This is a genomic window from Kineococcus radiotolerans SRS30216 = ATCC BAA-149, from assembly GCF_000017305.1.
In the GTDB taxonomy this organism is placed as follows: domain Bacteria; phylum Actinomycetota; class Actinomycetes; order Actinomycetales; family Kineococcaceae; genus Kineococcus; species Kineococcus radiotolerans.
Window position 1 is genome coordinate 1114963 of record NC_009664.2, and the last position, 20402, is coordinate 1135364.

Annotated in this window: 16 protein-coding genes and 1 riboswitch; of the genes, 2 read left to right on the forward strand and 14 right to left on the reverse strand. The window is 73.5% G+C overall.

Features of this window, described 5'->3' with window-relative positions; genetic code table 11:
- Window positions 1-33: 33 nt before the first annotated feature.
- A complete protein-coding gene (locus KRAD_RS05415) occupies window positions 34-1086 on the forward strand; it encodes a GNAT family N-acetyltransferase (protein ID WP_012084521.1) in 1053 nt (350 codons plus the stop codon).
- On the opposite strand, the gene KRAD_RS05420 is transcribed toward KRAD_RS05415, so the two are convergent.
- From KRAD_RS05420 to typA, 4 genes are all read right to left on the reverse strand, one after another.
- Window positions 1062-2330, reverse strand: coding sequence for an acyl-CoA dehydrogenase family protein (locus KRAD_RS05420; protein WP_012084522.1), 1269 nt, complete (start codon window positions 2328-2330; stop codon window positions 1062-1064). The genes KRAD_RS05415 and KRAD_RS05420 overlap by 25 nt on opposite strands.
- Window positions 2331-2384: 54 nt before the next feature.
- Window positions 2385-2495, reverse strand: a riboswitch (SAM riboswitch).
- A gap of 270 nt (window positions 2496-2765) precedes the next feature.
- A complete protein-coding gene (locus KRAD_RS05425; RefSeq protein ID WP_012084523.1) occupies window positions 2766-4742 on the reverse strand; it encodes an AAA family ATPase in 1977 nt (658 codons plus the stop codon).
- A 199-nt stretch (window positions 4743-4941) separates the two neighbouring features.
- Entirely contained in the window at window positions 4942-6027 is a 1086-nt protein-coding gene (mshB, locus tag KRAD_RS05430; RefSeq protein WP_012084524.1) for an N-acetyl-1-D-myo-inositol-2-amino-2-deoxy-alpha-D-glucopyranoside deacetylase, read from the reverse strand.
- Between the two features lie 90 nt (window positions 6028-6117).
- On the reverse strand, window positions 6118-8010 hold the full coding sequence (gene typA / locus KRAD_RS05435) for a translational GTPase TypA (RefSeq protein WP_012084525.1): 1893 nt from the start codon (window positions 8008-8010) through the stop codon (window positions 6118-6120).
- 240 nt (window positions 8011-8250) lie between these two features.
- Between typA and KRAD_RS05440 the strand changes: the two genes are divergently transcribed.
- The gene (locus tag KRAD_RS05440; RefSeq protein WP_012084526.1) at window positions 8251-9975 is read left to right on the forward strand and encodes a BCCT family transporter; all 1725 of its coding nucleotides are present in this window, start codon (window positions 8251-8253) and stop codon (window positions 9973-9975) included.
- A 54-nt stretch (window positions 9976-10029) separates the two neighbouring features.
- Here the strand turns inward: KRAD_RS05440 and KRAD_RS05445 are convergent, their stop codons facing one another.
- The 10 genes from KRAD_RS05445 to KRAD_RS05485 all read right to left on the reverse strand — a co-directional run bounded on the left by KRAD_RS05445 (window position 10030) and on the right by KRAD_RS05485 (window position 20361).
- Entirely contained in the window at window positions 10030-10428 is a 399-nt protein-coding gene (locus KRAD_RS05445; RefSeq protein WP_012084527.1) for a (deoxy)nucleoside triphosphate pyrophosphohydrolase, read from the reverse strand.
- Entirely contained in the window at window positions 10425-11069 is a 645-nt protein-coding gene (locus KRAD_RS05450; RefSeq protein WP_012084528.1) for a DUF305 domain-containing protein, read from the reverse strand. The genes KRAD_RS05445 and KRAD_RS05450 overlap by 4 nt, the downstream gene beginning before the upstream one ends.
- A gap of 13 nt (window positions 11070-11082) precedes the next feature.
- Window positions 11083-11730: a DUF3105 domain-containing protein gene (locus tag KRAD_RS05455; protein WP_012084529.1), complete on the reverse strand. Its 648-nt coding sequence runs from the start codon at window positions 11728-11730 to the stop codon at window positions 11083-11085.
- Window positions 11731-11856: 126 nt separating this feature from the next.
- Entirely contained in the window at window positions 11857-12015 is a 159-nt protein-coding gene (locus KRAD_RS25885) for a hypothetical protein (RefSeq protein WP_157873487.1), read from the reverse strand.
- Window positions 12016-12109: 94 nt separating this feature from the next.
- Window positions 12110-13876, reverse strand: coding sequence for a dipeptide ABC transporter ATP-binding protein (locus KRAD_RS05460; RefSeq protein ID WP_012084530.1), 1767 nt, complete (start codon window positions 13874-13876; stop codon window positions 12110-12112).
- Window positions 13873-14853, reverse strand: coding sequence for an ABC transporter permease (locus tag KRAD_RS05465; protein WP_012084531.1), 981 nt, complete (start codon window positions 14851-14853; stop codon window positions 13873-13875). The genes KRAD_RS05460 and KRAD_RS05465 overlap by 4 nt, the downstream gene beginning before the upstream one ends.
- A complete protein-coding gene (locus tag KRAD_RS05470) occupies window positions 14846-15772 on the reverse strand; it encodes an ABC transporter permease (RefSeq protein ID WP_012084532.1) in 927 nt (308 codons plus the stop codon). Before KRAD_RS05470 ends, KRAD_RS05465 begins: the two co-directional genes overlap by 8 nt.
- Before the next feature lie 143 nt (window positions 15773-15915).
- A complete protein-coding gene (locus tag KRAD_RS05475) occupies window positions 15916-17559 on the reverse strand; it encodes a peptide ABC transporter substrate-binding protein (RefSeq protein WP_375791719.1) in 1644 nt (547 codons plus the stop codon).
- 547 nt (window positions 17560-18106) lie between these two features.
- Window positions 18107-19192 carry a redox-regulated ATPase YchF gene (gene ychF / locus KRAD_RS05480; protein ID WP_012084535.1) on the reverse strand — a complete coding sequence of 362 codons (1086 nt, stop codon included), beginning with the start codon at window positions 19190-19192 and terminating at the stop codon, window positions 18107-18109.
- Window positions 19193-19275: 83 nt separating this feature from the next.
- Complete coding sequence (locus KRAD_RS05485; protein WP_012084536.1) at window positions 19276-20361, reverse strand: 4-hydroxy-3-methylbut-2-enyl diphosphate reductase; 1086 nt, start codon at window positions 20359-20361, stop codon at window positions 19276-19278.
- Window positions 20362-20402 lie beyond the last annotated feature (41 nt).

Consider the following 20402-nt stretch of genomic DNA (forward strand, 5'->3'; position numbering starts at 1 on the left):
CGCGCGCACGAGCACAGCCCGAGGAGGACCACCGTGGCCGAGGTCACCCCACCACCCGCCCCGGCGCCCGGCTCGCCACCCGCCGCGGCGACCGCCCCTGGGGCCCGCGTCGGCGACCTCCGCGCGGGGACGCGGGTCGTGGTGCGCCACCGGCTGCCCGACGGGTCGGCCCGCGACGCCCTGGGCGACCTGGTCGGGGCCGACGCCGCGACGCTGCGGGTCGCGACCCGCCGCGGCGAGGTCGTCGTCGCCCGCGCGGACGTGATCGCGGCCAAGGCGGTCCCGCCGCCGCCGGTGCGCCGGGGTCGGCCGCACACCGCGATCGGCGTCGAGGACCTGGAGCGGGTGATGGCCGAGCACTGGCGCCCCCTGGAGCGGCGCGACCTCGGCGGCTGGCGGTTGCGGGCCGGCGGGGGGTTCACCGGGCGGGCGAACTCGGCCCTGGCCGTGGGCGACCCGGGGCTGGACCTGCCGGGCGCGCTCGCCCGGGTTGAGGCCTTCTACGCCGAGCGGGGGCTGCCGGCGCTGGTCGCGGTGCCCCACCCGGCCCCGGGGCTGGGCGAGGACCTCGACGTGGTGGCCCTGCTGGCCGCGCGGGGGTGGGCGGTCCGCACGCCGACGCTGGTGATGACGGTCGCGACCGACGACCTGGCCGGGGCGGCGGAGGTGCCGCTGCCGCCCGGCGCGCGCGTGGTCACCTCCGCCACCCCGGACGAGGACTGGCTGGCCCGCTACCGCTACCTGGGCAGCCCGGGCGTGCCCCCGGCCGGGCGGCGGATCCTCGTCTCCGCCGACGAGCAGGTCTTCGTCCGCGTCCTGGACGGGGAGGAGACCGTGGCGATCGCCCGCGGGTCGCTCTCGCCCGGGTGGGCGGGGGTGACGGCGGTGGAGACCGTCCCCGCCCACCGCCGCCGCGGGCTGGGCCGCCGGCTGCTGGCCGAGGTCGCCGACTGGGCCCGCTCGCGCGGTGCGGCCTCCACGTACCTGCAGGTCAGCGCGGACAACACCGGGGCCCGCGCGCTGTACGGGGGCGCGGGGTTCGGGGTCCACCACGCCTACCACTACCGGGTGGCGCCGCCCTCCTGAGCGCGCACGGCGGCGGGGTCGACGGAGGCGTGGGTGCCGACGTCCCAGACGAAGGGCGGTTCGGTGCCGTTGACGGACCAGTCGCCCACGATCCGCTGCTTGTAGATCACCGGGTTGTGCGAGGCGACGGTGCGCGCGTTGCGCCAGTGCCGGTCCAGGGCGCGGGCGCGGGAGGTGCCCGAGGCGCCGAGGGTGTCGAACAGCAGGGTCGCCGCGCGCGGCACCGACTCGCAGAGCACCACCTGGGCCTGCGCAGTGCGGATCTCCGCCTCCACGTTCGCCGCGCGGTCGGCCTCGGTGCCGGGCCGGTGGGCGGTGTCGGCGGCGGCCTGAACGGCCTGCGCCGCGGCCCGCACCAGGGCGCGGGCGGTGAAGGCGATCGAGGAGATCTCCCCGGCCACCGACAGCACCTGCGCGTCGTGGCGGGCCAGGGGGGCGAGCCCGTGGGTGTAGCTGCGGGTGCGGGCGCGCACCTCGCGCCCGGTGTCGCGCTCGACGGCCGCGGCGATCCCGGCCTGCACCGCGAGCAGCACGAGCTGGTACAGGGCGGTCTGGTAGCGGAAGCGCGCGGTGAAGGGGCTCACGTCGTCCGGGTCGACCTCGACGTCGTCGAGGACGAGGGTCCCGGTGCCGGTGAGCTGCTGGCCGAAGCCGTCCCAGTCGTCGGAGACCGTCGTCCCGGCGGCCCGGACGGGGACGAGGACCGTGACGACCTCGGAGGTGCCGTCGTCGGCGAGGCGGCGGGCGGTGGCGTCGGTCCAGTCCGCGTAGATCGTGCCCGTCGTGTAGTACTTGCGCCCCGAGACGGTGGTGCGGCCCGCGCGGGTGGTGACGAGGGTCTGCTGCCGGCCGGTGACCCCGTCGCCGACCTCGCTCCAGGCGTTGCCGACCAGCTCGCCGGCGGCGATCCGCCGGGCCCAGCGCGCGCGGTGCTCCCCCGCCGGCAGGCTGAGGACCTGCTCGACCCAGGCGATGTGCCCGCGGAACACCTGCGGCAGGTTGGAGTCGGCCGCGGCGAGGTCGACGAGCAGGTCGGCGAACTCGACGAGGTCGAGCCCCTCCCCGCCCTCCTCGACGGGGAGGCGCAGCCGGCCGAGACCGGCGTCGAGCAGTTCGCGCACCTGCGCGCGGGGCAGCTCGTGGTCCTGCTCGCGCTGCACCGCACCGGCGGCGATGCGCTCCAGCACGGGCGCGAGGCGCTGCCGGGCGGTGGTGGCGGGGACGGGCGGGGTGGTGGTGGTCACCGGGGTTCTCCTCGATCGTGGACGCGTCGGCGACCGGACCGGGAGGCGTGCGGCGGCTCGTCCTTACCCGTGCCGGGGCACCAGGTCAGGTCCTCACCCGGGGCACCCCACGACGAGGAGGGTTGCCGGCCAGCGAGCCGGGGCTTGTCGCTGGCGCTCATGACCTGGCGCCAGCGAACCACACCCCGCGGCGGCGTTCAAGCGCCCGCGGCGGCGATCGAGCGCCCGCGGCGGCGATCGAGCGCCCGCGGCGGCGATCGAGCGCCCGGGGCGGACCGCGACGACGGAACGGGAACGGCGCGCTCCAGCCCCCCGGAGCACGTCGTTCCCGTTCTCGTTCCCGCGCGACCGGTGCGGGGACCCCCCGTCCCCCGGTGCGCGAGCCCTGCGTCGCGGTCGTGACTCCCCTCCTGCGGTCACGACCCGCGACGAGCCTCAGATCCTCCGGTCGGGACCGTCCCCGACGCTGGAGGTGGTGCCCCGCAGGTCGATCACCTGCGGGGGTCGGGGCGGCCGGGGCACCTCGTGGGCGGCGCGGGCCGCCTCGAGGACGTCGGTGATCTCGTGGCCGATGAGCTCGTGCCGTTCCAGCAGCGCGTCGCGCAGCGCGGCCACGAGGTGGCGGTGGCGGCCGAGGAGCTCGCGGACGGACTCCTTCTGCTCGCTCAGGAGGTTCTCCACCAGCCGCCGGCCCTCGGAGTCCCCCAGCACCCGGGAGACGAGGTTGCCGTCGGCGAAGGCGCCCTGCTGGACGGCGGCGAAGGAGACCAGGGTCCCCGCCATCCCCGCCGAGCCGACCATCTGGGCCGCGACCTGGGTCGCGGACTGCAGGTCCCCGGCCGGGCCGGTGGAGACGTCGCCGAAGAACAGCTCCTCCGCGACCTGGCCGCCGAAGGCGATCTTGATCATCCCGGCGAGCTCGGTGCGCGAGCGGGTGTAGACGTCCTCGGCGTCGCCGTGGGCGAGCAGGCCGAGGGCGTCGGCGCGCTTGACGATCGTGAGGATCTCCAGCCGGCGCTGCGGGGCCACCAGCCACGCGACCGCGGCGTGCCCGGCCTCGTGGGTGGCGATGAGGCGCGCCTCGTGCTCGGTGTAGCCGACCGGCTGCCCCAGACCGACCTCGGTCACCAGGCGGGCGTGCTCGACGTCGGCCCAGTCCATGCCGTCCGCGCCGCGGCGCACCGCGTTGACCAGCGCCTCGTCCAGCAGGCTCTCGATCATCACCGGGCTGTAGCCGTTGGTGATCCCGGCCAGCGCGTCGCGACGTTCGGGGTCGTCGAGGGCGGCCTCGTGGGCCTTGCGGGCGAGGAAGTGGTCGACGAGCTCCCGGCGGCCGGCCTTGTCCGGCAGCCCGAAGGTGAGGCGCCGGTCGAAGCGGCCCGGGCGCAGCAGCGCCGGGTCGAGGGAGTCGGCGCGGTTGGTCGCGGCGATGAGCAGGATGTCGACGGGTTCGCCCACCGGGCGCTTCAGCTGCCGGTGCGGGGGCAGGAACCGGTTGGCGGCGTCGACGAACCAGCCGCGCACCCGCTCGGAGCCGGTGGGCTCGTCGAAGGACTGCATCTGCACGAGGAGCTCGTTGACGACCCCGCTGGCGCCCTCGCTGCTGGCGAGGCGCTCGGTCCGCAGGGCGGGGCCCGCGGCCGGGGCGAGGGTCATCGGCAGGTCGGTGAGCCCGCCGCAGCCGACGATCCCCGGGACGGGGCCCGCCGCGGTCGCCGCGCTCATCCCGCCGCGCGCGCCGGCGATCGCGTCGATCTCCTCGATGAACCCGATGGCCCCGCCCTCGCGGCGGGCGGCCTTGCGCAGGGCCTTGAAGTAGGAGCGCAACCGGCGGGCGGTCGCGCCGTACCACATCGACTGGAAGCTGGTCGCGGACACGAAGAGGAACGGGACCCCGGCCTCGCGGGCCATCGCCTTGGCCATGTGCGTCTTGCCGGTGCCGGGGGTGCCCTCGAAGAGCAGGCCGCGGCGGGGCCGGCCCCCCATGCGGGTGCGGAAGGTGCGGGCGGCGAGGAAGAGGTCGAGGCTGCGCTCGACGTCCTCCTTGACCGCGGCCAGGCCCTTGACGTCGTCGAGGCCGACGTCGATCTGCTCGGGCCGGTAGACGACGTGCGGGGAGCGGCCGGAGACCAGCGTCTGACCGAGCATCAGCCCGAGCATGGCCAGGAAGAAGATCCCGACCATGAGGTAGATGGGGTCGACGGCGGGCAGCGCGGGCAGGACGGAGCCGGTGAGGGCGAGGCGCAGGTCGACGACGAGCATGAGCAGGGCGACGGCGAGCAGCAGCCGCTGGGTCCGGCGGCGGCGGTTGCGCTCGCGCAGGCGTCCGACGTCGGCGCTGTCGCGTCCGGTGCGGGGTCCCGGGCGGGCGGCGTCCTCGCGGGACTCGGGTGCGCGCTGGGCGTCGGCCACGGGTCCGCTCCTCTCGGTCGCGTCACCGGCGGTGCGCCGGGACGTGCCCCAGCCAACCCCTCCGGTGCACCGGCGACCACCCACGGTGACGCGTTCGGGCGATCGCGTTCACCCGCCTGGAGCAACGGAGCGTGATGCCGCCATCACCCGCCCCTCCCCGGCGGACCCGGCGCGGTGCGCCGGACCCGCCGGCAGGGCCTCAGGAGGAGGGGGCGATCCCGGCGAACAGGTCGGTCTCGCGGCCCTCGGCGTCGTAGGGACCGCCGGCGACCCCGTGCACCAGGCGGTAGTGCTCCTGGGGCCAGACCGGTTGCGGCACACCGTTGCTCAACCTCATCGCGGGGACCGCGGCGTCGAGGTCGAGGGTGACCTGGGTGGCGTGGGCCCGCAGGGCGGCGATCTTGGCGGGGACCTGCCCGGTGCCGTCGACCACGGTCGTGACCTCCCCGTCGGGCACGACGACGCTGGGCAGGGGCCCCTCGGGGTCCCCCGCGCCCTCGGCCCCGGTCTCGGCCAGGCGCCGCAGCGCCTCCCGGACGGGTCGCTCCGGCTGGACGATCTCGTAGACCTTCGCGACCTGCCACGGGACGGCGCCGCCCGCCCCCCGCGACCCGTCGCCGGCGGCCAGCACGAGGGCGCGCACGGTCGCCTCGTGGACGCGGACGTGGTCGGGGTGGCCGTACCCGCCGCCCGGCTCGTAGGTCACCACGACCTGCGGGCGGACCTCGCGGACGACCTCGGCGATGCGCGCGGCGACCTCCTCCGGGTCGGCCGCGGCCAGCGAGCGGGGGTCGACGTCGTCGCCGGCGGCCGCGCGGCCCGGCTCCAGCCACACCATCCCCGAGTCGCGGTACCCCGTCCCGTCCGGACGGGTGAGGAAGCGGTGGTCGCTCACCCCCAGGGCCTCCATGGCCGTCGCGAGCTCCCCCGTGCGGTGCTCGGCGAGGGCGTCGGGGTCGAGGTGCGCGAGCTCGGGCGGGATGACCTCGCCGAGCTCGCCGCGGGTCGCGGTCAGCAGGACGACCCCGGCGCCGGCCTCGGCGTAGCGGGCCATCGTGGCGCCGGTGCCGATGGACTCGTCGTCGGGGTGGGCGTGCACGAAGAGGATCCGGCGGGGCTGGTCCAGGCGCTCCAGGGAGGCCAGCTCGGCGGGGTCCAGCTCGCGCGAGACGTCGTCGACGAGGTCCGCGGCGATCTCCAGGGGGTCGCGTCCCGCCGTGGCCGCGCCCGCGGCACCCTCGGGCGTCTCGTCGGGCTGCGGCGGGGGCTGCGGCGTGGTGGTCATGGGCCCATCCTGCCAACCCGCCCGGGGACGACGACGCCGACGGACCCGGTCCGGGTCCGTCGGCGTCGTGCGGGGCTCAGCGCGCGGGCGTCAGCCCTTCTTGGCCTTCGAGGCCGTCTTGGCGCGGGCGTTGGCCTCCAGGACGACCTTGCGGATGCGCACGGACTCCGGGGTCACCTCGACGCACTCGTCCTCGCGGCAGAACTCCAGGCACTGCTCCAGGGACAGGTGGCGCGGGGGGATGAGGCGCTCGAACTCGTCGGAGGTCGACGAGCGCATGTTCGTGAGCTTCTTCTCCTTGGTGATGTTGACGTCCATGTCGTCGGCGCGGGAGTTCTCCCCGACGATCATGCCCTCGTACACCTCGGAGGTCGGCTCGATGAACATCTGCCCGCGCTCCTGCAGGTTCGTCATCGCGAACGCGGTGGCCGCCCCGGCGCGGTCGGCGACCAGCGAGCCGGACTGGCGGGTGCGGATCTCGCCGGCCCAGTGGTCGTACTGGGCGAAGAGCGCGTGCGCGATGCCGGTGCCGCGGGTGTCGGTGAGGAACTGGGTGCGGAAGCCGATGAGCCCGCGGGAGGGGACGTAGAACTCCATGCGCACCCAGCCGGTGCCGTGGTTGGTCATCGTCTCCATGCGGCCCTTGCGGGCGGCCAGCAGCTGGGTGATGGCCCCCAGGTACTCCTCGGGCGCGTCGATGGTGAGGTTCTCGAAGGGCTCGAGGGTCTTGCCGTTCTCGTCCTTGCGCAGCACGACCTGCGGCTTGCCGACGGTCAGCTCGTAGCCCTCGCGGCGCATCTGCTCGACGAGGATGGCCAGCGCCAGCTCGCCGCGGCCCTGCACCTCCCACGCGTCGGGGCGCTCGGTGGGCAGGACGCGGATGGAGACGTTGCCGACGAGCTCGGACTCCAGGCGGTCCTTGACCAGGCGCGCGGTGACCTTGGAGCCCTTGACCCGCCCGGCCAGCGGGGAGGTGTTGGTGCCGATGACCATCGAGATGGCGGGCTCGTCGACGGTGATCAGCGGCAGCGGGCGCGGGTCGTCGGGGTCGGCGAGGGTCTCGCCGATGGTGATCCCCTCGATGCCGGCGACGGCGACGATGTCCCCGGGGCCGGCCTTCTCGCCCGGGACGCGGGTGACGGCCTCGGTGACGAGCAGCTCGGTGATCTTGACGCGCTCGATCGTGCCGTCGTGCTTGCACCACGCGACCTGCTGACCCTTGATCAGCTCGCCGGAGAAGATGCGCAGCAGGGCCAGGCGACCCAGGAACGGGGAGGCGTCGAGGTTGGTGACGTGCGCCTGCAGCGGGGTCTCGGGGTCGTAGACCGGCGCCGGGATGGTGTCGAGGATCGTCTGGAAGAGCGGGACGAGGTCCTCGTGGTCGGGCAGGCCGCCGTCCTCGGGCTGGTTCAGCGAGGCGCGGCCGTTCTTGGCCGAGGCGTAGACGACGGGGACCTCGAGGAGCTTGTCGGCGTCGATGCCCTCGACGTCAGCGGCGAGGTCCAGCAGCAGGTCGTAGGTCTCCTCCACGACGGCGGCGATGCGCGCGTCGGGGCGGTCGACCTTGTTGACGAGGATGACGACGGGCATACCGGCCGCGAGCGCCTTGCGCAGCACGAAGCGGGTCTGCGGCAGCGGGCCCTCGGAGGCGTCGACGAGGAGCACGACGCCGTCGACCATCGACAGGCCGCGCTCGACCTCACCGCCGAAGTCGGCGTGGCCGGGGGTGTCGATGATGTTGATGGTCATGCCGCCCTCGGGCGAGCCCGGGCCGGTGTAGTGCACCGAGGTGTTCTTCGCGAGGATCGTGATGCCCTTCTCGCGCTCGAGGTCCCCGGAGTCCATGACTCGCTCGTTGACGTCGGCGTTGGCGCGGAAGGCGCCGGACTGCCAGAGCATCGCGTCGACGAGCGTCGTCTTCCCGTGGTCGACGTGGGCGACGATCGCGACGTTGCGCAGGTCCTCGCGGGTGCTCAAGGGCATGAAGTTCTCGATCCGCTCTTCGGGGGTCTCGACCGCCCGCGGCACCGGGGTGTCCGGGTGCGCAGCGCGATCGCGTGCAGGGTTGACGCCCCAGTCTATCCGCGTCACCGCCCCCTCTCGTCGGACGGCGATCCTTGCGATCTGCAACGACGCCCTGACCTGCGGCGATGCCCGGAGGATGGCCCGTCGGGACCACCGCCGGTTGGCTCCGACTAGTCATTCCGTGCCACCCTCGCCCCCATGTCCTCACCGCCCGAGCACCGATCCGACGCCTCGTCGACACCACCGGGGTCGAGCGCTGCGGGGGCGGTGAGCAGCCGCGACCTCGCCCGCACCGCCCACCCGCCGGTGGACCGCAGGACCTTCGCGGTCGCCGCCGGCGTGGTCGTCCTCTTCCTCCTCGTGGGCGCGGTCTGGCCCGAGCAGCTGCAGTCCGGCGCGGACGCCGTCCTCGAGGTCGTGGTCGGTGACTTCGGCTGGGCCTTCGTGCTCGGCGCGACCGGCTTCGTGGTCCTCGCCCTCGTCCTGGCCTTCAGCCGCTTCGGCCGCATCCGCCTCGGCCGCGACGAGGACCGCCCCGAGCACTCGCGCGCGTCCTGGATCGCGATGATGTTCTCCGCGGGCATGGGCATCGGCCTGATGTTCTACGGCGTCACCGAACCGGTGACCCACCTCATGACCGTCCCGCAGAACGACGCCGCCCCCGGGTCGCAGGCCGCGGCGCGCGAGGCGGTCAACTACTCGCTCTTCCACTGGGGCCTGCACCCGTGGGCGATCTACGCCGTGGTCGGCCTCGCCCTGGCGTACTCCAGCTACCGCAAGGAGCGCGTGGGCGGCTTCTCCGCCGCGTTCGCCCCGCTGCTGCGGGGCCGGCGCGGCCGGGGCGCGGCGCGGGTCATCGACGTCTTCGCGATCTTCGCGACGCTCTTCGGCTCCGCCGTCAGCCTCGGCCTCGGCGCGGCGCAGATGAACGGCGGGCTCACCGAGGTCTTCGGCGTGCCGAACAGCACCACCGTCAAGGCGACCATCATCGCCGTCCTGACCGTCTGCTTCGTCGTCTCGGCCGTCAGCGGCATCGAGCGCGGCATCAAGTGGCTCTCCAACACCAACATGGTGCTCGCCCTGCTGCTGCTGCTCTTCCTCTTCGTCGTGGGCCCCACGGTCTTCGTGCTCAACCTGGTCCCGGCCTCGCTGGGGAACTACCTCACGGCGCTGCCGACGATGTCCTTCCGCACCGGGGCCTTCGGCGGCACCGACTGGCTCAGCGGCTGGACGTTGTTCTACTGGGCGTGGTGGGTCTCGTGGACGCCGTTCGTCGGCGCCTTCCTGGCCAAGATCTCCAAGGGCCGCACCGTCCGCGAGTTCGTCGTGGGCGTCATGCTCGTCCCGACCGCGGTCAGCCTCCTCTGGTTCTCCGTCCTCGGCGGCGCGGCCATCGACCTGCAGCGCCGGTTCGTGGCGGGCACCGGTGGCGCGGACATCGCGGGCATCGCGGACCAGGAGTCGCAGATGTTCACCTTCCTGCAGCAGTTCCCCTGGGCCGGGGCCACCTCGGTGCTCGTCGTCGTCCTGGTCGCGATCTTCTTCGTCTCCGGCGCCGACGCCTCCAGCATCGTCATGGGGAGCCTCAGCTCGTACGGGGTGGACGAGCCGCGCAGGTGGGTCGTCGCCGTCTGGGGCGGGCTGATGGGGCTCGTCGCCATCGTCCTGTTCTTCGCCGGCGGCCTGGAGGCGTTGCAGGACATCACCATCATCGCCGCGGCGCCGTTCCTGGTCATCATGGCGCTCATGTGCGTGGCGCTGGTCAAGGACCTGCTGCGCGACCCGCGGATCACCACCCGGGAGCGCCGTCACGGCGACCGCCGCGACCCGCGGGTCACGGCCGTCGACCACGAGTGGGAGAGCCCGCTGCCCGTCGAGGGGCCGCCGACGCCGCCGGCTCCCGGCGCACGCCCCTCGCGCTGACCGGCCCGGTGCCGCGGCGCGGGCGGCCCCGGACCCGGTCCGGGGCCGTCCGCGTCAGAGCGCCTGCATCGCCGTGACCAGCGGGACGTCCCCGGGCAGCCAGTCCACCGAGAGCCACCGCCCCCGCACCAGCCACCGCAGCTCGTCGTGGTCCTGCAGCGGGGCCGGGGTCCCGGCGGTGAGGACGGCCCACCAGACCCGCATCTCCAGCTCCGGGGTCAGCGGCCACGCGCCGTCGGGGTGGCGGACCTCCTCCCCCAGCTCGACGGCGACGCCGAGCTCCTCGCGCAGCTCCCGGTGCAGCCCCTGCTGCGGCGTCTCGCCCGCCTCGACCTTCCCGCCGGGCAGCTCCCACCGCCCGGCCAGGGCCGGCGGGGCGCTGCGGCGGGCGGCCAGCAGCCGGGTCGGGGCGTCGAGGGAGTCCACCAGCGCCGCGCCCACCACCAGCCTCACGCGACCGCCCCGGGCAGGGGCTGCGCACCCCGCTGCGCGAGGAGGTCCTCCAGCAGCTGCGACTCCGCGCGCTGGCTGGTGACGATCGCCGCGGCGAGGTCGCGCACCTCCGCGGTGGTGGCGTGCTCGGCGCCGTACTGGGCCATCTCGACGCCCCCGGCGTGGTGGCGCAGCAGCAGCTGCAGGAAGTCGACCTCGAAGACCTGCCCCGTCTCCGCGCCCAGCCGGGCCAGCTCGGCCGGGGTCGCCATGCCGGGCATGACGCGTCCCTGCCGCTGCTCGACGACGTGGCGGGCGTGCAGGTCGGTGCCGGCCATCCAGGCCATGACCCCCGTGCCCGCGCTGGACAGCGGCTGGTCCCAGGTGATGAGCAGCTGCTGCAGGCGGCCCGCCTGGTTGCCCTGGGTGGAGGCGACGTCGACGGCGAGGCGCCGCACCTCCTCGCTGGGGGCGGTCTGGATCGCGGTGTAGGCCATGGCGACGGCCTGGGAGTGGTGGGTGGCCATGTCCCGGGCGAAGCCGACGTCGACGGAGTTGCCCGCCGGGGCGCTGGGCAGGGCCCGGCCGGCGAGGATCCCCAGCACGAGGGCCAGCAGCAGCGCCACGACGCTCAGCAGCGCCCCGCGGGCGGTGGTGGGCATCACCGGTCCCCCATCAGCCGGTGGGCGTCCCGACGCCGTTGGAGCACAGCGCACCCGGCTCGGGGGTCTGGGCGCCCTGGACGAACTTCGCCAGGAAGGCGTCGATGCGCGGGTCGGCGGCGCTCTCCACGGCGAGCTGGTTGTTCCAGGCCGAGAGCACGACGGGCGAGGGCAGGTCGGGGTAGGGCGAGAGCACGGTGTAGGTCTCCCCCGCCACGGCGCTCTCCAGCTCCTCGACCTGCTCGGCCGGCAGGTCGGGGCGGTAGGTGATCCACACGGCGCCGTGCTCCATGCTGTGCACCGCGTTCTCGTTGCGGACGGGGGCGTCGTAGACCCCGCAGTTGAGCCACACGGGGTCGTGCTGCCCCCCGACGGGCGGGTTCTCCGCGTAGGTGACGGTCTCGCTCACGTGGTCCCCGCCGGCGTACTCGTACGTCGTCACCGCGTCCAGCGACGGCGGTTCGGGCCGGTTCACCAGCACGGCCGTGACGGTGGCGGCGGCCCCCAGGACGACGACCGTCGGGATGGCCACCACGAGCGCGCGGCGCCGGCGGGCCCGGGCCCGTTCGGTGCGGCGCATGGCCGCCACCCGCGCGGCCCGGTCCGCCGCGGAGGGCTTGCCGGGGGTGGGTTCGGTGGGCTCGTCCGTCGAGCCGGGCATGGTGGGTCCTTCCCGTCGTGGTGCGGCACCGCGACGGCGGTGGCGATCCCTGCAGTCTGAACGACGCGGCGCGCGCGGTGGTTCACCCCACGGGGCCCTCGTGGGGTGACGTGGGCCACAGCGGGCTCAGCGCTGCTGCGAGCGCGCCGCCTCCCGGGCCCGGCGCGCGCGGTCGCCGTGGTCGGCGCGGGCGACGGCGGAGATGCGGTGGCGGGGACTCGTGCGCCAATACACGACGGCGCACCCGACGACGACGGCGAGGACGACCAGGAGGACGAACTGCATCGGACCACCGTAGCCGCGCAGCGCCCGCGGTGCAGCCCCTCGGGCGGTGCCCGTCGCGCCCCCCGCGGGGCGGGACGGGCACCGCCGGGGGCGGTCAGGCCCCGAGCTCGATGCTCCCGCCGGGGATGGCCTCCAGCAGGGCCCGGGTGTACTCCTGCGCCGGGTTCTCGAAGACCTCGTCGACGCTGGCGTGCTCGACGAGGCGGCCCTTCTGCATGACCACGACGTCGTCGGCGATCTCGCGCACCACGGCGAGGTCGTGGGTGATGAAGAGGTACGTCAGCCCCAGCTCGGCCTGCAGGTCGTTGAGCAGGCGCAGGATCTGGCCCTGGACCAGCACGTCGAGGGCCGAGACGGCCTCGTCGCAGACGACGACCTCCGGCTGCAGCGCGAGCGCGCGGGCGATGGCCACGCGCTGGCGCTGGCCGCCGGACAGCTCGTTGGGGAAGCGGCGCAGGGAGCTCTGCGGCAGCGAGACCTTGTCCAGCAGGTCGCGCACCCGGGCCTCGCGGCTCTTCGCGTCGCCCACCGCGTGCACGCGCAGCGGTTCCTCGATCGAGCGGAAGATGCTCCAGCTGGGGTCCAGGGACCCGTAGGGGTTCTGGAAGATCGGCTGGACGCGGCGGCGGAAGGCGAAGGACTGCTCGCGGTTCAGCGTGGTGGTGTCCACGCCGTCGAAGAGCACCCGGCCCTTCGTGGCCGGCAGCAGGTTCAGCACCATCTGCGCGACCGTGGACTTGCCCGAGCCGGACTCCCCGACGACGGCCAGCGTCGTCCCGCGCTTGACGGAGAAGCTGACGTCGTCCACGGCGAGGAGCTTCTCCCCCCGCGGCCCCGCCCCCCGGATGACGAACTCCTTGGTGAGGTTCTGCACCTCGATGACCTCGGGGGTCACCACGTCGGGCACCGCGACCGGGGTCTCGGCGGCGACGATCTCGTGGGCCCGCAGCGCGTGGGCCTCGGCCTGCTCCACGACCTGCGCCCGGTGCTGGGACTGCATGCGGCGCGAGGCGAGCGAGGGCGCCGCGGACACCAGCCGCTGGGTGTAGGGGTGGCGGGGGGCCTTGAGGATCTGCAGCGCCGGCCCGGACTCCACGACCTGACCCTTGTACATCACCACGAGGTGCTCGGCGCGCTCCGCGGCCAGCCCGAGGTCGTGGGTGATGAGCAGCACGGCCGTGCCGAGCTCGTCGGTGAGGGACTCCAGGTGGTCCAGGATCCCCCGCTGGACGGTGACGTCCAGGGCCGAGGTGGGCTCGTCGGCGATGAGCAGGCGGGGCCGGGAGGCCAGGCCGATGCCGATGAGGGCGCGCTGGCGCATGCCGCCGGAGAACTCGTGCGGGTACTGCTTGTACCGGCGCGCGGCGTCGCCGAGACCGGCCTCGCCGAGGACCTCGATGGCCCGCCGCTTCGCCTCGGCGCCCTTGGCCAGCCCGTTGGCCTCGATGGCCTCCTTGACCTGGAACCCGATGTTCCACACCGGGTTGAGGTTGGACATCGGGTCCTGCGGCACCAGGCCGATGTGGTTGCCGCGCAGGGCGACGTAGTCGCGCTTGGAGGCGTGGGCGATGTCGCGGCCGTCGAAGAGGATCCGGCCGCCGGCCACCGTGCCCGTCCCGGGCAGCAGCCCGATGACGGCCATGGCCGAGGTCGACTTGCCCGAGCCGGACTCCCCCACGATGGCGACGGTCTGGCCGGGGTAGACGGTGAAGCTCGCCCCGCGCACGGCGTGCACCGTGCGGCCCCCGGAGCGGAAGTCGACCTGGAGGTCCTCGACCTGCAGCAGCGGCTTGTTGCGGTCCACCGGGGCCGCGGCGGGGCGGGCGGCGGGGCTCGGCGCGGCGCTCGTCGGGTGGCTCATCGGGTGCGGCCCTTCGGGTCGAGGGCGTCGCGCAGGGCGTCACCGAGCATGAGGAAGGACAGGACGGTCAGCGAGAGCCCGATGGAGGGCCACAGCAGGATCCACGGGTCGGTGCGCAGCGCGCGCTGCGCGCTGGCGATGTCACCGCCCCAGGACACGATGCTCGGCGGCAGCCCCAGGCTCAGGTAGGACAGCGTCGCCTCGGCGGCGATGAACGTCCCGAGGGAGATGGTGGCCACGACGATGACCGGCCCGAGGGCGTTGGGGACGACGTGGCGCACGAGCGTCGCCATCCGGCTCAGGCCCAGGGACTTGGCCGCGGTGACGTACTCGGCGCTGCGCACCTGCAGGACGGCCCCGCGCATGATGCGCGCGATCTGCGGCCACCCGAAGAGGGCCAGGGTGACCGCGACGGTGAAGGCGTTGCGGCCCTTGAGGGTCTGCAGCAGGACGATGGCGCCGAGGATGAGCGGCAGGGCGAAGAAGATGTCGGCCACCCGGGACAGCACCGCGTCCAGCCAGCCGCCGAAGAAGCCCGCGAGGGCCCCGAAGACCCCGCCCACGACGACGACCATCAGCGTGGCCAGGACGCCGACGGTCACCGACGCCCGCGCCCCGTAGATCAGCCGCGAGTACACGTCGGCGCCCAGCCGCGTGAAGCCGAGGGGGTGGCCCGGGGCCGGGCCCGTCAGCGCGGAGGCGAGGTCCTGGTAGCGGGGGTCGCGCGAGGTGAACCAGGACGGGAACAGCGACACCAGCACCAGGAGCAGGATGACGAGGCTGGCCACGATGAAGATCGGGCGCCTGCGCAGCTGCTTCCACGCCTCGGTGAAGACCCCGCCCGAGGGGGCGCTCTCGTCGACGGCGTCGACGGCCGCGAGCGGCGTCTCCTCCAGCGGGGCGACGAAGTGCTCCTGGCCCGGGCGCACCGGGGTGCCCCCGGCGGCGGTGCCGATGGCGTGCTCGGACTCAGACATAGCGGATCCTCGGGTCCAGGACGGCGTAGAGCAGGTCGACGACGAGGTTGGCCACCAGGTAGACCACGACCAGGATCGTCACGACCGAGACGACGGTGGGGCCTTCCTGCCGCACCACGGACTGGAAGAGCAGGTTGCCGACCCCGGGGATGTTGAAGATGCCCTCGGTGACGACGGCGCCGCCCATGAGCGCACCCAGGTCGGTGCCCAGGAAGGTGACGACGGGGATGAGGGAGTTGCGCAGCACGTGCACCGTCATGACCCGCGGGCGGGACAGGCCCTTGGCGGTCGCGGTGCGCACGTGGTCGGCGGAGAGCCCCTCGGCGACGGAGTTGCGCGTCAGGCGCAGCACGTAGGCGAAGGACAGCGCGCCCAGCACGATCCCGGGCAGGACCAGGTCGAGGACGCCCGGGTCGCCGCCGACGGTGGGCCGCACGATGCCCCACTTGACCCCGACGGTGTACTGGGCGACGAAGCCCAGGACGAAGACCGGGATGCCGATGACGACGAGGCTGATGAACAGCACCGTGGAGTCGAAGATCCCGCCGCGGCGCAGCCCGGCGATGAAGCCGAAGAGGATCCCGAGGACGGCCTCGATGACCAGCGCCACCACGGCCAGCTTGATGGTGGTGGGGAAGGCCCGCAGGATCTGGTCGACGACCGGTTGCCCGCTGAAGGACGTGCCGAAGTCGAGGGTGACGATGCCCTTGAGGAAGAGCAGGTACTGCACGAGGAACGGCTTGTCGAGGTTGTACTGCGCCGTCAGCGTGGCCCGCGCGGAGTCGCTGACGGGCTTGTCCCCGAACAGCGCCAGGATCGGGTCGCCGGGCAGGGCGAACACGAGCGCGTAGATCAGGAGCGTCGCTCCGAAGAAGACGGGCACCATCTGCAACAGACGGCGCCCGATGTACCAACCCATCACGAGCCTCCTCGCCGGCAGCGGCCTTCCCTGGCCGGCCCGGCCTTCCGATCGGTTCCGGCGGTCAGTGTGCTCCCGGCCGGCTGTCCACGCGCGAACCGGGGGTGGGTCGGACCTCTCCGACCCACCCCCGGTCCCTCACGTCAGGACTTGGTGATCTGGTAGTACAGCGGGACGCTGTTCCACCCGAACTGCACGTTCTTCGCCGCCTCGGTGAAGCCGCCGCTGGCGTTGGAGTACCACAGCGGGATGACGGGCAGGTCGCTGAACAGGATGGTCTGCGCCTGCTGCAGCGTCTTGTTCGCCTCGTCCTGGTCGGTGGTGCCGGCCGCCTTCTCCAGCAGCGCGTCGAACTCGGGGTTGGTGTAGTCGCCGTCGTTCGAGCCCGCGCCCGTCGCGTAGATCGGGGCGAGGAAGTTGTACAGGCCGGGGTAGTCGGCCTGCCAGCCGGTGCGGAAGGCGCCGGTGATGCTGCGGTTGGTGATCTCGGTGCGGATCTGCGCGAACGTCGGGTACGGCTTGCCCTCGGCCTGGATCCCCAGGTTCTGGCGGATGTAGCCGGTCACCGCGTCGACCCACGCCTGGTGGTCGCCGTCGACGTTGTAGGCGATGGTGAAGGTGCTGCCGTTCCAGGGGGCGATGGCGTTGGCCTGCTCCCACAGCTCCTTGGCCCGGGCCGCGTCGAAGTCCAGGACCTCGTTGCCCTCGACCGTCTCGGAGTAGCCCGCGATGACCGGGGAGGAGAAGTCCTTGGCCGGGGTGCGGGTCTCGTTGAAGACGGTGGTGCAGATCTGCGCGCGGTCGAAGGCGTGGGACAGCGCCTGGCGACGCAGCTTGCCCTCCTCGCCGCCGAAGCCGGGCAGCGACTCCGGGATGCAGAAGGACTGGAAGATCGCCGCGGGCTGGTTGACCGCGCCCTCGCCCAGGTCGTCCTGGAAGGTGGCCAGCGCCGAGCTGGGGATGTTGTCCAGCACGTCGAGGTTGCCCGACTGCAGGTCGGAGTAGGCCGCGTCGTAGGTCTCGTAGAAGACGAAGGCCAGGGAGTCGTTCTGCGCCTTGCGCGGACCGTCGTAGGCCTCGTTGACGACGAGGTCGATCCGCACGTTGTGCTGCCAGGCGCCTTCCTGGGCCAGCTTGTACGGGCCGTTGCCGATCGGGTTCTCGCCGTAGGCCTCGATGTCGGCGTAGGCGGTCTCGGGCAGCGGGTAGAAGGCGGAGTAGCCCAGGCGGAGCGGGAAGTCCGACTCCGGCTGCAGGAGGGCGACGGTGAAGGTGGTGTCGTCGACGACCTTCAGGCCGGACATGGTCTGCGCGGTCGGCGGCTCGGCCTGCACCTCGGGGAAGCCCTGGATGGGCTCGAAGAAGTAGCTGGAGAGCTGGGCGTTGGTGCCCAGGGCGCCGTAGTTCCACGCGTCCACGAAGGACTTCGCGGTGACCGGGGAGCCGTCCGAGAACGTCTGACCGGACTTGATCTTGATGGTGTAGTTCTGCGCGTCGGTCGTCTCGATGGAGTCCGCGATGTCGTTCTCGGGGGTGCCGTCGGCCTTGTAGTAGACGAGACCGGCCCACAGCGAGTCGAGCAGGCGACCGCCGCCGACCTCGTTGGTGTTGGTGGGGACGAGCTTGTTCTGCGGCTCGGTGCCGTTGACGACGATGTCGCCGCCGGTGCCGCCGCCGCTGCTGGCGCCCTCGCCGGAGCCGCCCTCCTCGTCGCTGCCGCCGCAGGCCGCCAGCGTCGTCAGGGCCGCCGCGCCGATGATGCCCTTCAGGCCGTCGCGGCGGGTCAGGACCGGTCCGCGGGAGACGATCCCCACGCGCCGGGTGGCGGGCTTCAGGTCGTCGTCCTTCTCGAAGCTGCTCAAGGTGGAACTCCTCCTCGGGGGGCGTGACACGTTGGGCATGTTGCCCAACCTCGGCGACTCCTGCCGCGCAGGATGTCCACCTGAAAGGTCGGAAAGCACGTTAACACCCGGTCAAGCCGTTTTCGGACGCGCTCCGACACGAGGACCTCGCCGTCCGGGGCACCGGGTCCCCATTGTCCCCCCGCCTAGGCCCCACCGCGCACCGCGGGGGGTGCCTCCCGCCGGCCGCGCCGGGAAGAACCGCAGGTCAGGGGCCTGGGAGGGGCGATCGGGACGGCACGTAACGATGTCGTTGCGGTCCGGTCGCCGGGCGGCGGCGGCCCGGGGGACGGTGGGATCCCCGTCGACCCCACCGCCCCCGCACCGTCGCACACCCGGTCCCGCGGGGCCAGGCCCGGAGGCCTCCCGGGCCGGATCGTCGCTGAATCGTTTCCGGGACGTGTCGTGATTGTTCCGGCCGTGTTTCGGGGCCTCAGACGTTGAAGCGGAACTCCACCACGTCGCCGTCGGCCATGACGTAGTCCTTGCCCTCGATGCGGACCTTCCCCGCCGCCTTCGCCTCGGCCATCGACCCGGCCGCGGTGAGGTCCTCGAAGGACACCACCTCGGCCTTGATGAAGCCGCGCTGGAAGTCGGTGTGGATGACCCCCGCGGCCTGGGGGGCGGTGGCACCCCGCGGGATCGTCCACGCCCGCGACTCCTTGGGCCCGGCGGTCAGGTAGGTCTGCAGCCCGAGGGTCGCGAAGCCGACGCGGGCGAGCTGGTCCAGCCCGGACTCCGACTGACCGACGGACTCCAGCAGCTCCGCGGCCTCCTCGGCCGACAGCTCCGCGAGCTCGGACTCCAGCTTCGCGTCGAGGAAGACCGCCTCGGCCGGGGCCACCAGGTCGCGCAGCTCCTGCATCCGGGCCGCGTCACCCAGGACGGTCTCGTCGACGTTGAAGACGTAGAGGAAGGGCTTGGTCGTCAGCAGGCCGAGCTCCTTGAGCAGCGCCACGTCGACGTCGTCCTTCGCCGTCGCCGCGTACAGCGTGCGGCCGGAGTCGAGGACGGCCTGGGCGGCCTGGGCGGCCCGCAGCACGGCGGGGTCGGCCTTCTTGCCCTTGACCTCCTTCTCCAGCCGCGGGATCGCGCGCTCGAGGGTCTGCATGTCGGCGAGCACGAGCTCGGTGTGCACGGTCTCGATGTCGTCGGCCGGGTCGACGGCGCCGGCCACGTGGACGACGTCGGGGTCGGCGAAGGCCCGGGTCACCTGGCAGATCGCGTCGGCCTCCCGGATGTTGGCGAGGAACTTGTTCCCCAGCCCCTCCCCCTCGCTGGCGCCCTTGACGATGCCCGCGATGTCGACGAACGACACCATCGCGGGGACGGTCTTCTCGCTGGAGAAGACCCTCGCGAGCTCGTCCAGGCGGGGATCGGGGAGGGCCACGACGCCGACGTTGGGCTCGATGGTGGCGAACGGGTAGTTCGCCGCGAGCGCGTCGTTCTTCGTGAGCGCGTTGAAGAGCGTGGACTTGCCGACGTTGGGCAGGCCGACGATGCCGATGGTGAGTGCCACGGGTACGGGAGCTTACGCTGCCCGGCCCCGCCCGCGCGGACCGTCGCCGCACGGCGGGGCCGGGACCCGGGGCCCCGCCCCGCTCAGACCGGGGTGACGGGCAGCGAGCGCCGCGGCCCCGGGCCGGCCTTGAGGTCGCGGCGCAGGTCGGTGGGCAGCGAGAAGACGAGGTCCTCCTGCGCGGTCGTGACCTCCTCGACCTGCCCGTAGCCGCGGGCGGCGAGCAGCTCCAGCACCTCGCGCACGAGGATCTCGGGCACCGAGGCGCCGGAGGTCACCCCCACGGTCGTGACGCCCTCGAACCAGGCGTCGTCGACCTCGTGGGCCCCGTCGACGCGGTGGGAGGCGCGGGCCCCGGCGTCGAGGGCGACCTCGACCAGGCGCACGGAGTTCGAGGAGTTCGCCGAGCCGACGACGATGACCAGGTCGGCCTCGGGGGCGATCTTCTTCACCGCCACCTGCCGGTTGGAGGTGGCGTAGCAGATGTCGTCGCTCGGCGGGTCCTGCAGGTTCGGGAAGCGCTGCCGCAGGCGGCGGACGGTCTCCATCGTCTCGTCCACCGACAGCGTCGTCTGCGAGAGCCAGACGAGGTTGTCGGGGTCCTTGACCTGGATCGTGTCGGCGACCTCGGGGCTGTCCACGACGGTGATGTGGTCCGGCGCCTCGCCCGCGGTGCCCTCGACCTCCTCGTGGCCGGTGTGGCCGATGAGCAGGATCTCGGCGTCCTGCTTGGCGAAGCGGACGGCCTCCTTGTGCACCTTCGTCACCAGCGGGCAGGTCGCGTCGATGGTCTGCAGCGAGCGCGCCGCCGCGGCCTCGCGCACCGCGGGGCTGACCCCGTGCGCGGAGAACACCAGGTGCTCGCCCTCGGGGACGGCGTCGGTCTCGTCGACGAAGACGGCCCCGCGCTCGGACAGCGTCCGCACGACGTGCTTGTTGTGCACGATCTCCTTGCGGACGTAGACCGGCGCCCCGTACAGCTCCAGCGCCTTCTCGACGGCGATCACGGCCCGGTCCACCCCGGCGCAGTAGCCGCGGGGGGCGGCGAGCAGGACGCGCTTGCGGCCGTCCCACGCCGGGCGCCGGCCGCTCGCGGCCAGCGTCGAGGTGTCGTTGCAGTCGTCGGCGGGGGCCACGGGGTCCGCGGTGTCGAGCGGGGCAGGCGTCACCGCTCCATGGTAAGTGCGCCGCGGGCGGGCCACGAGGCCAC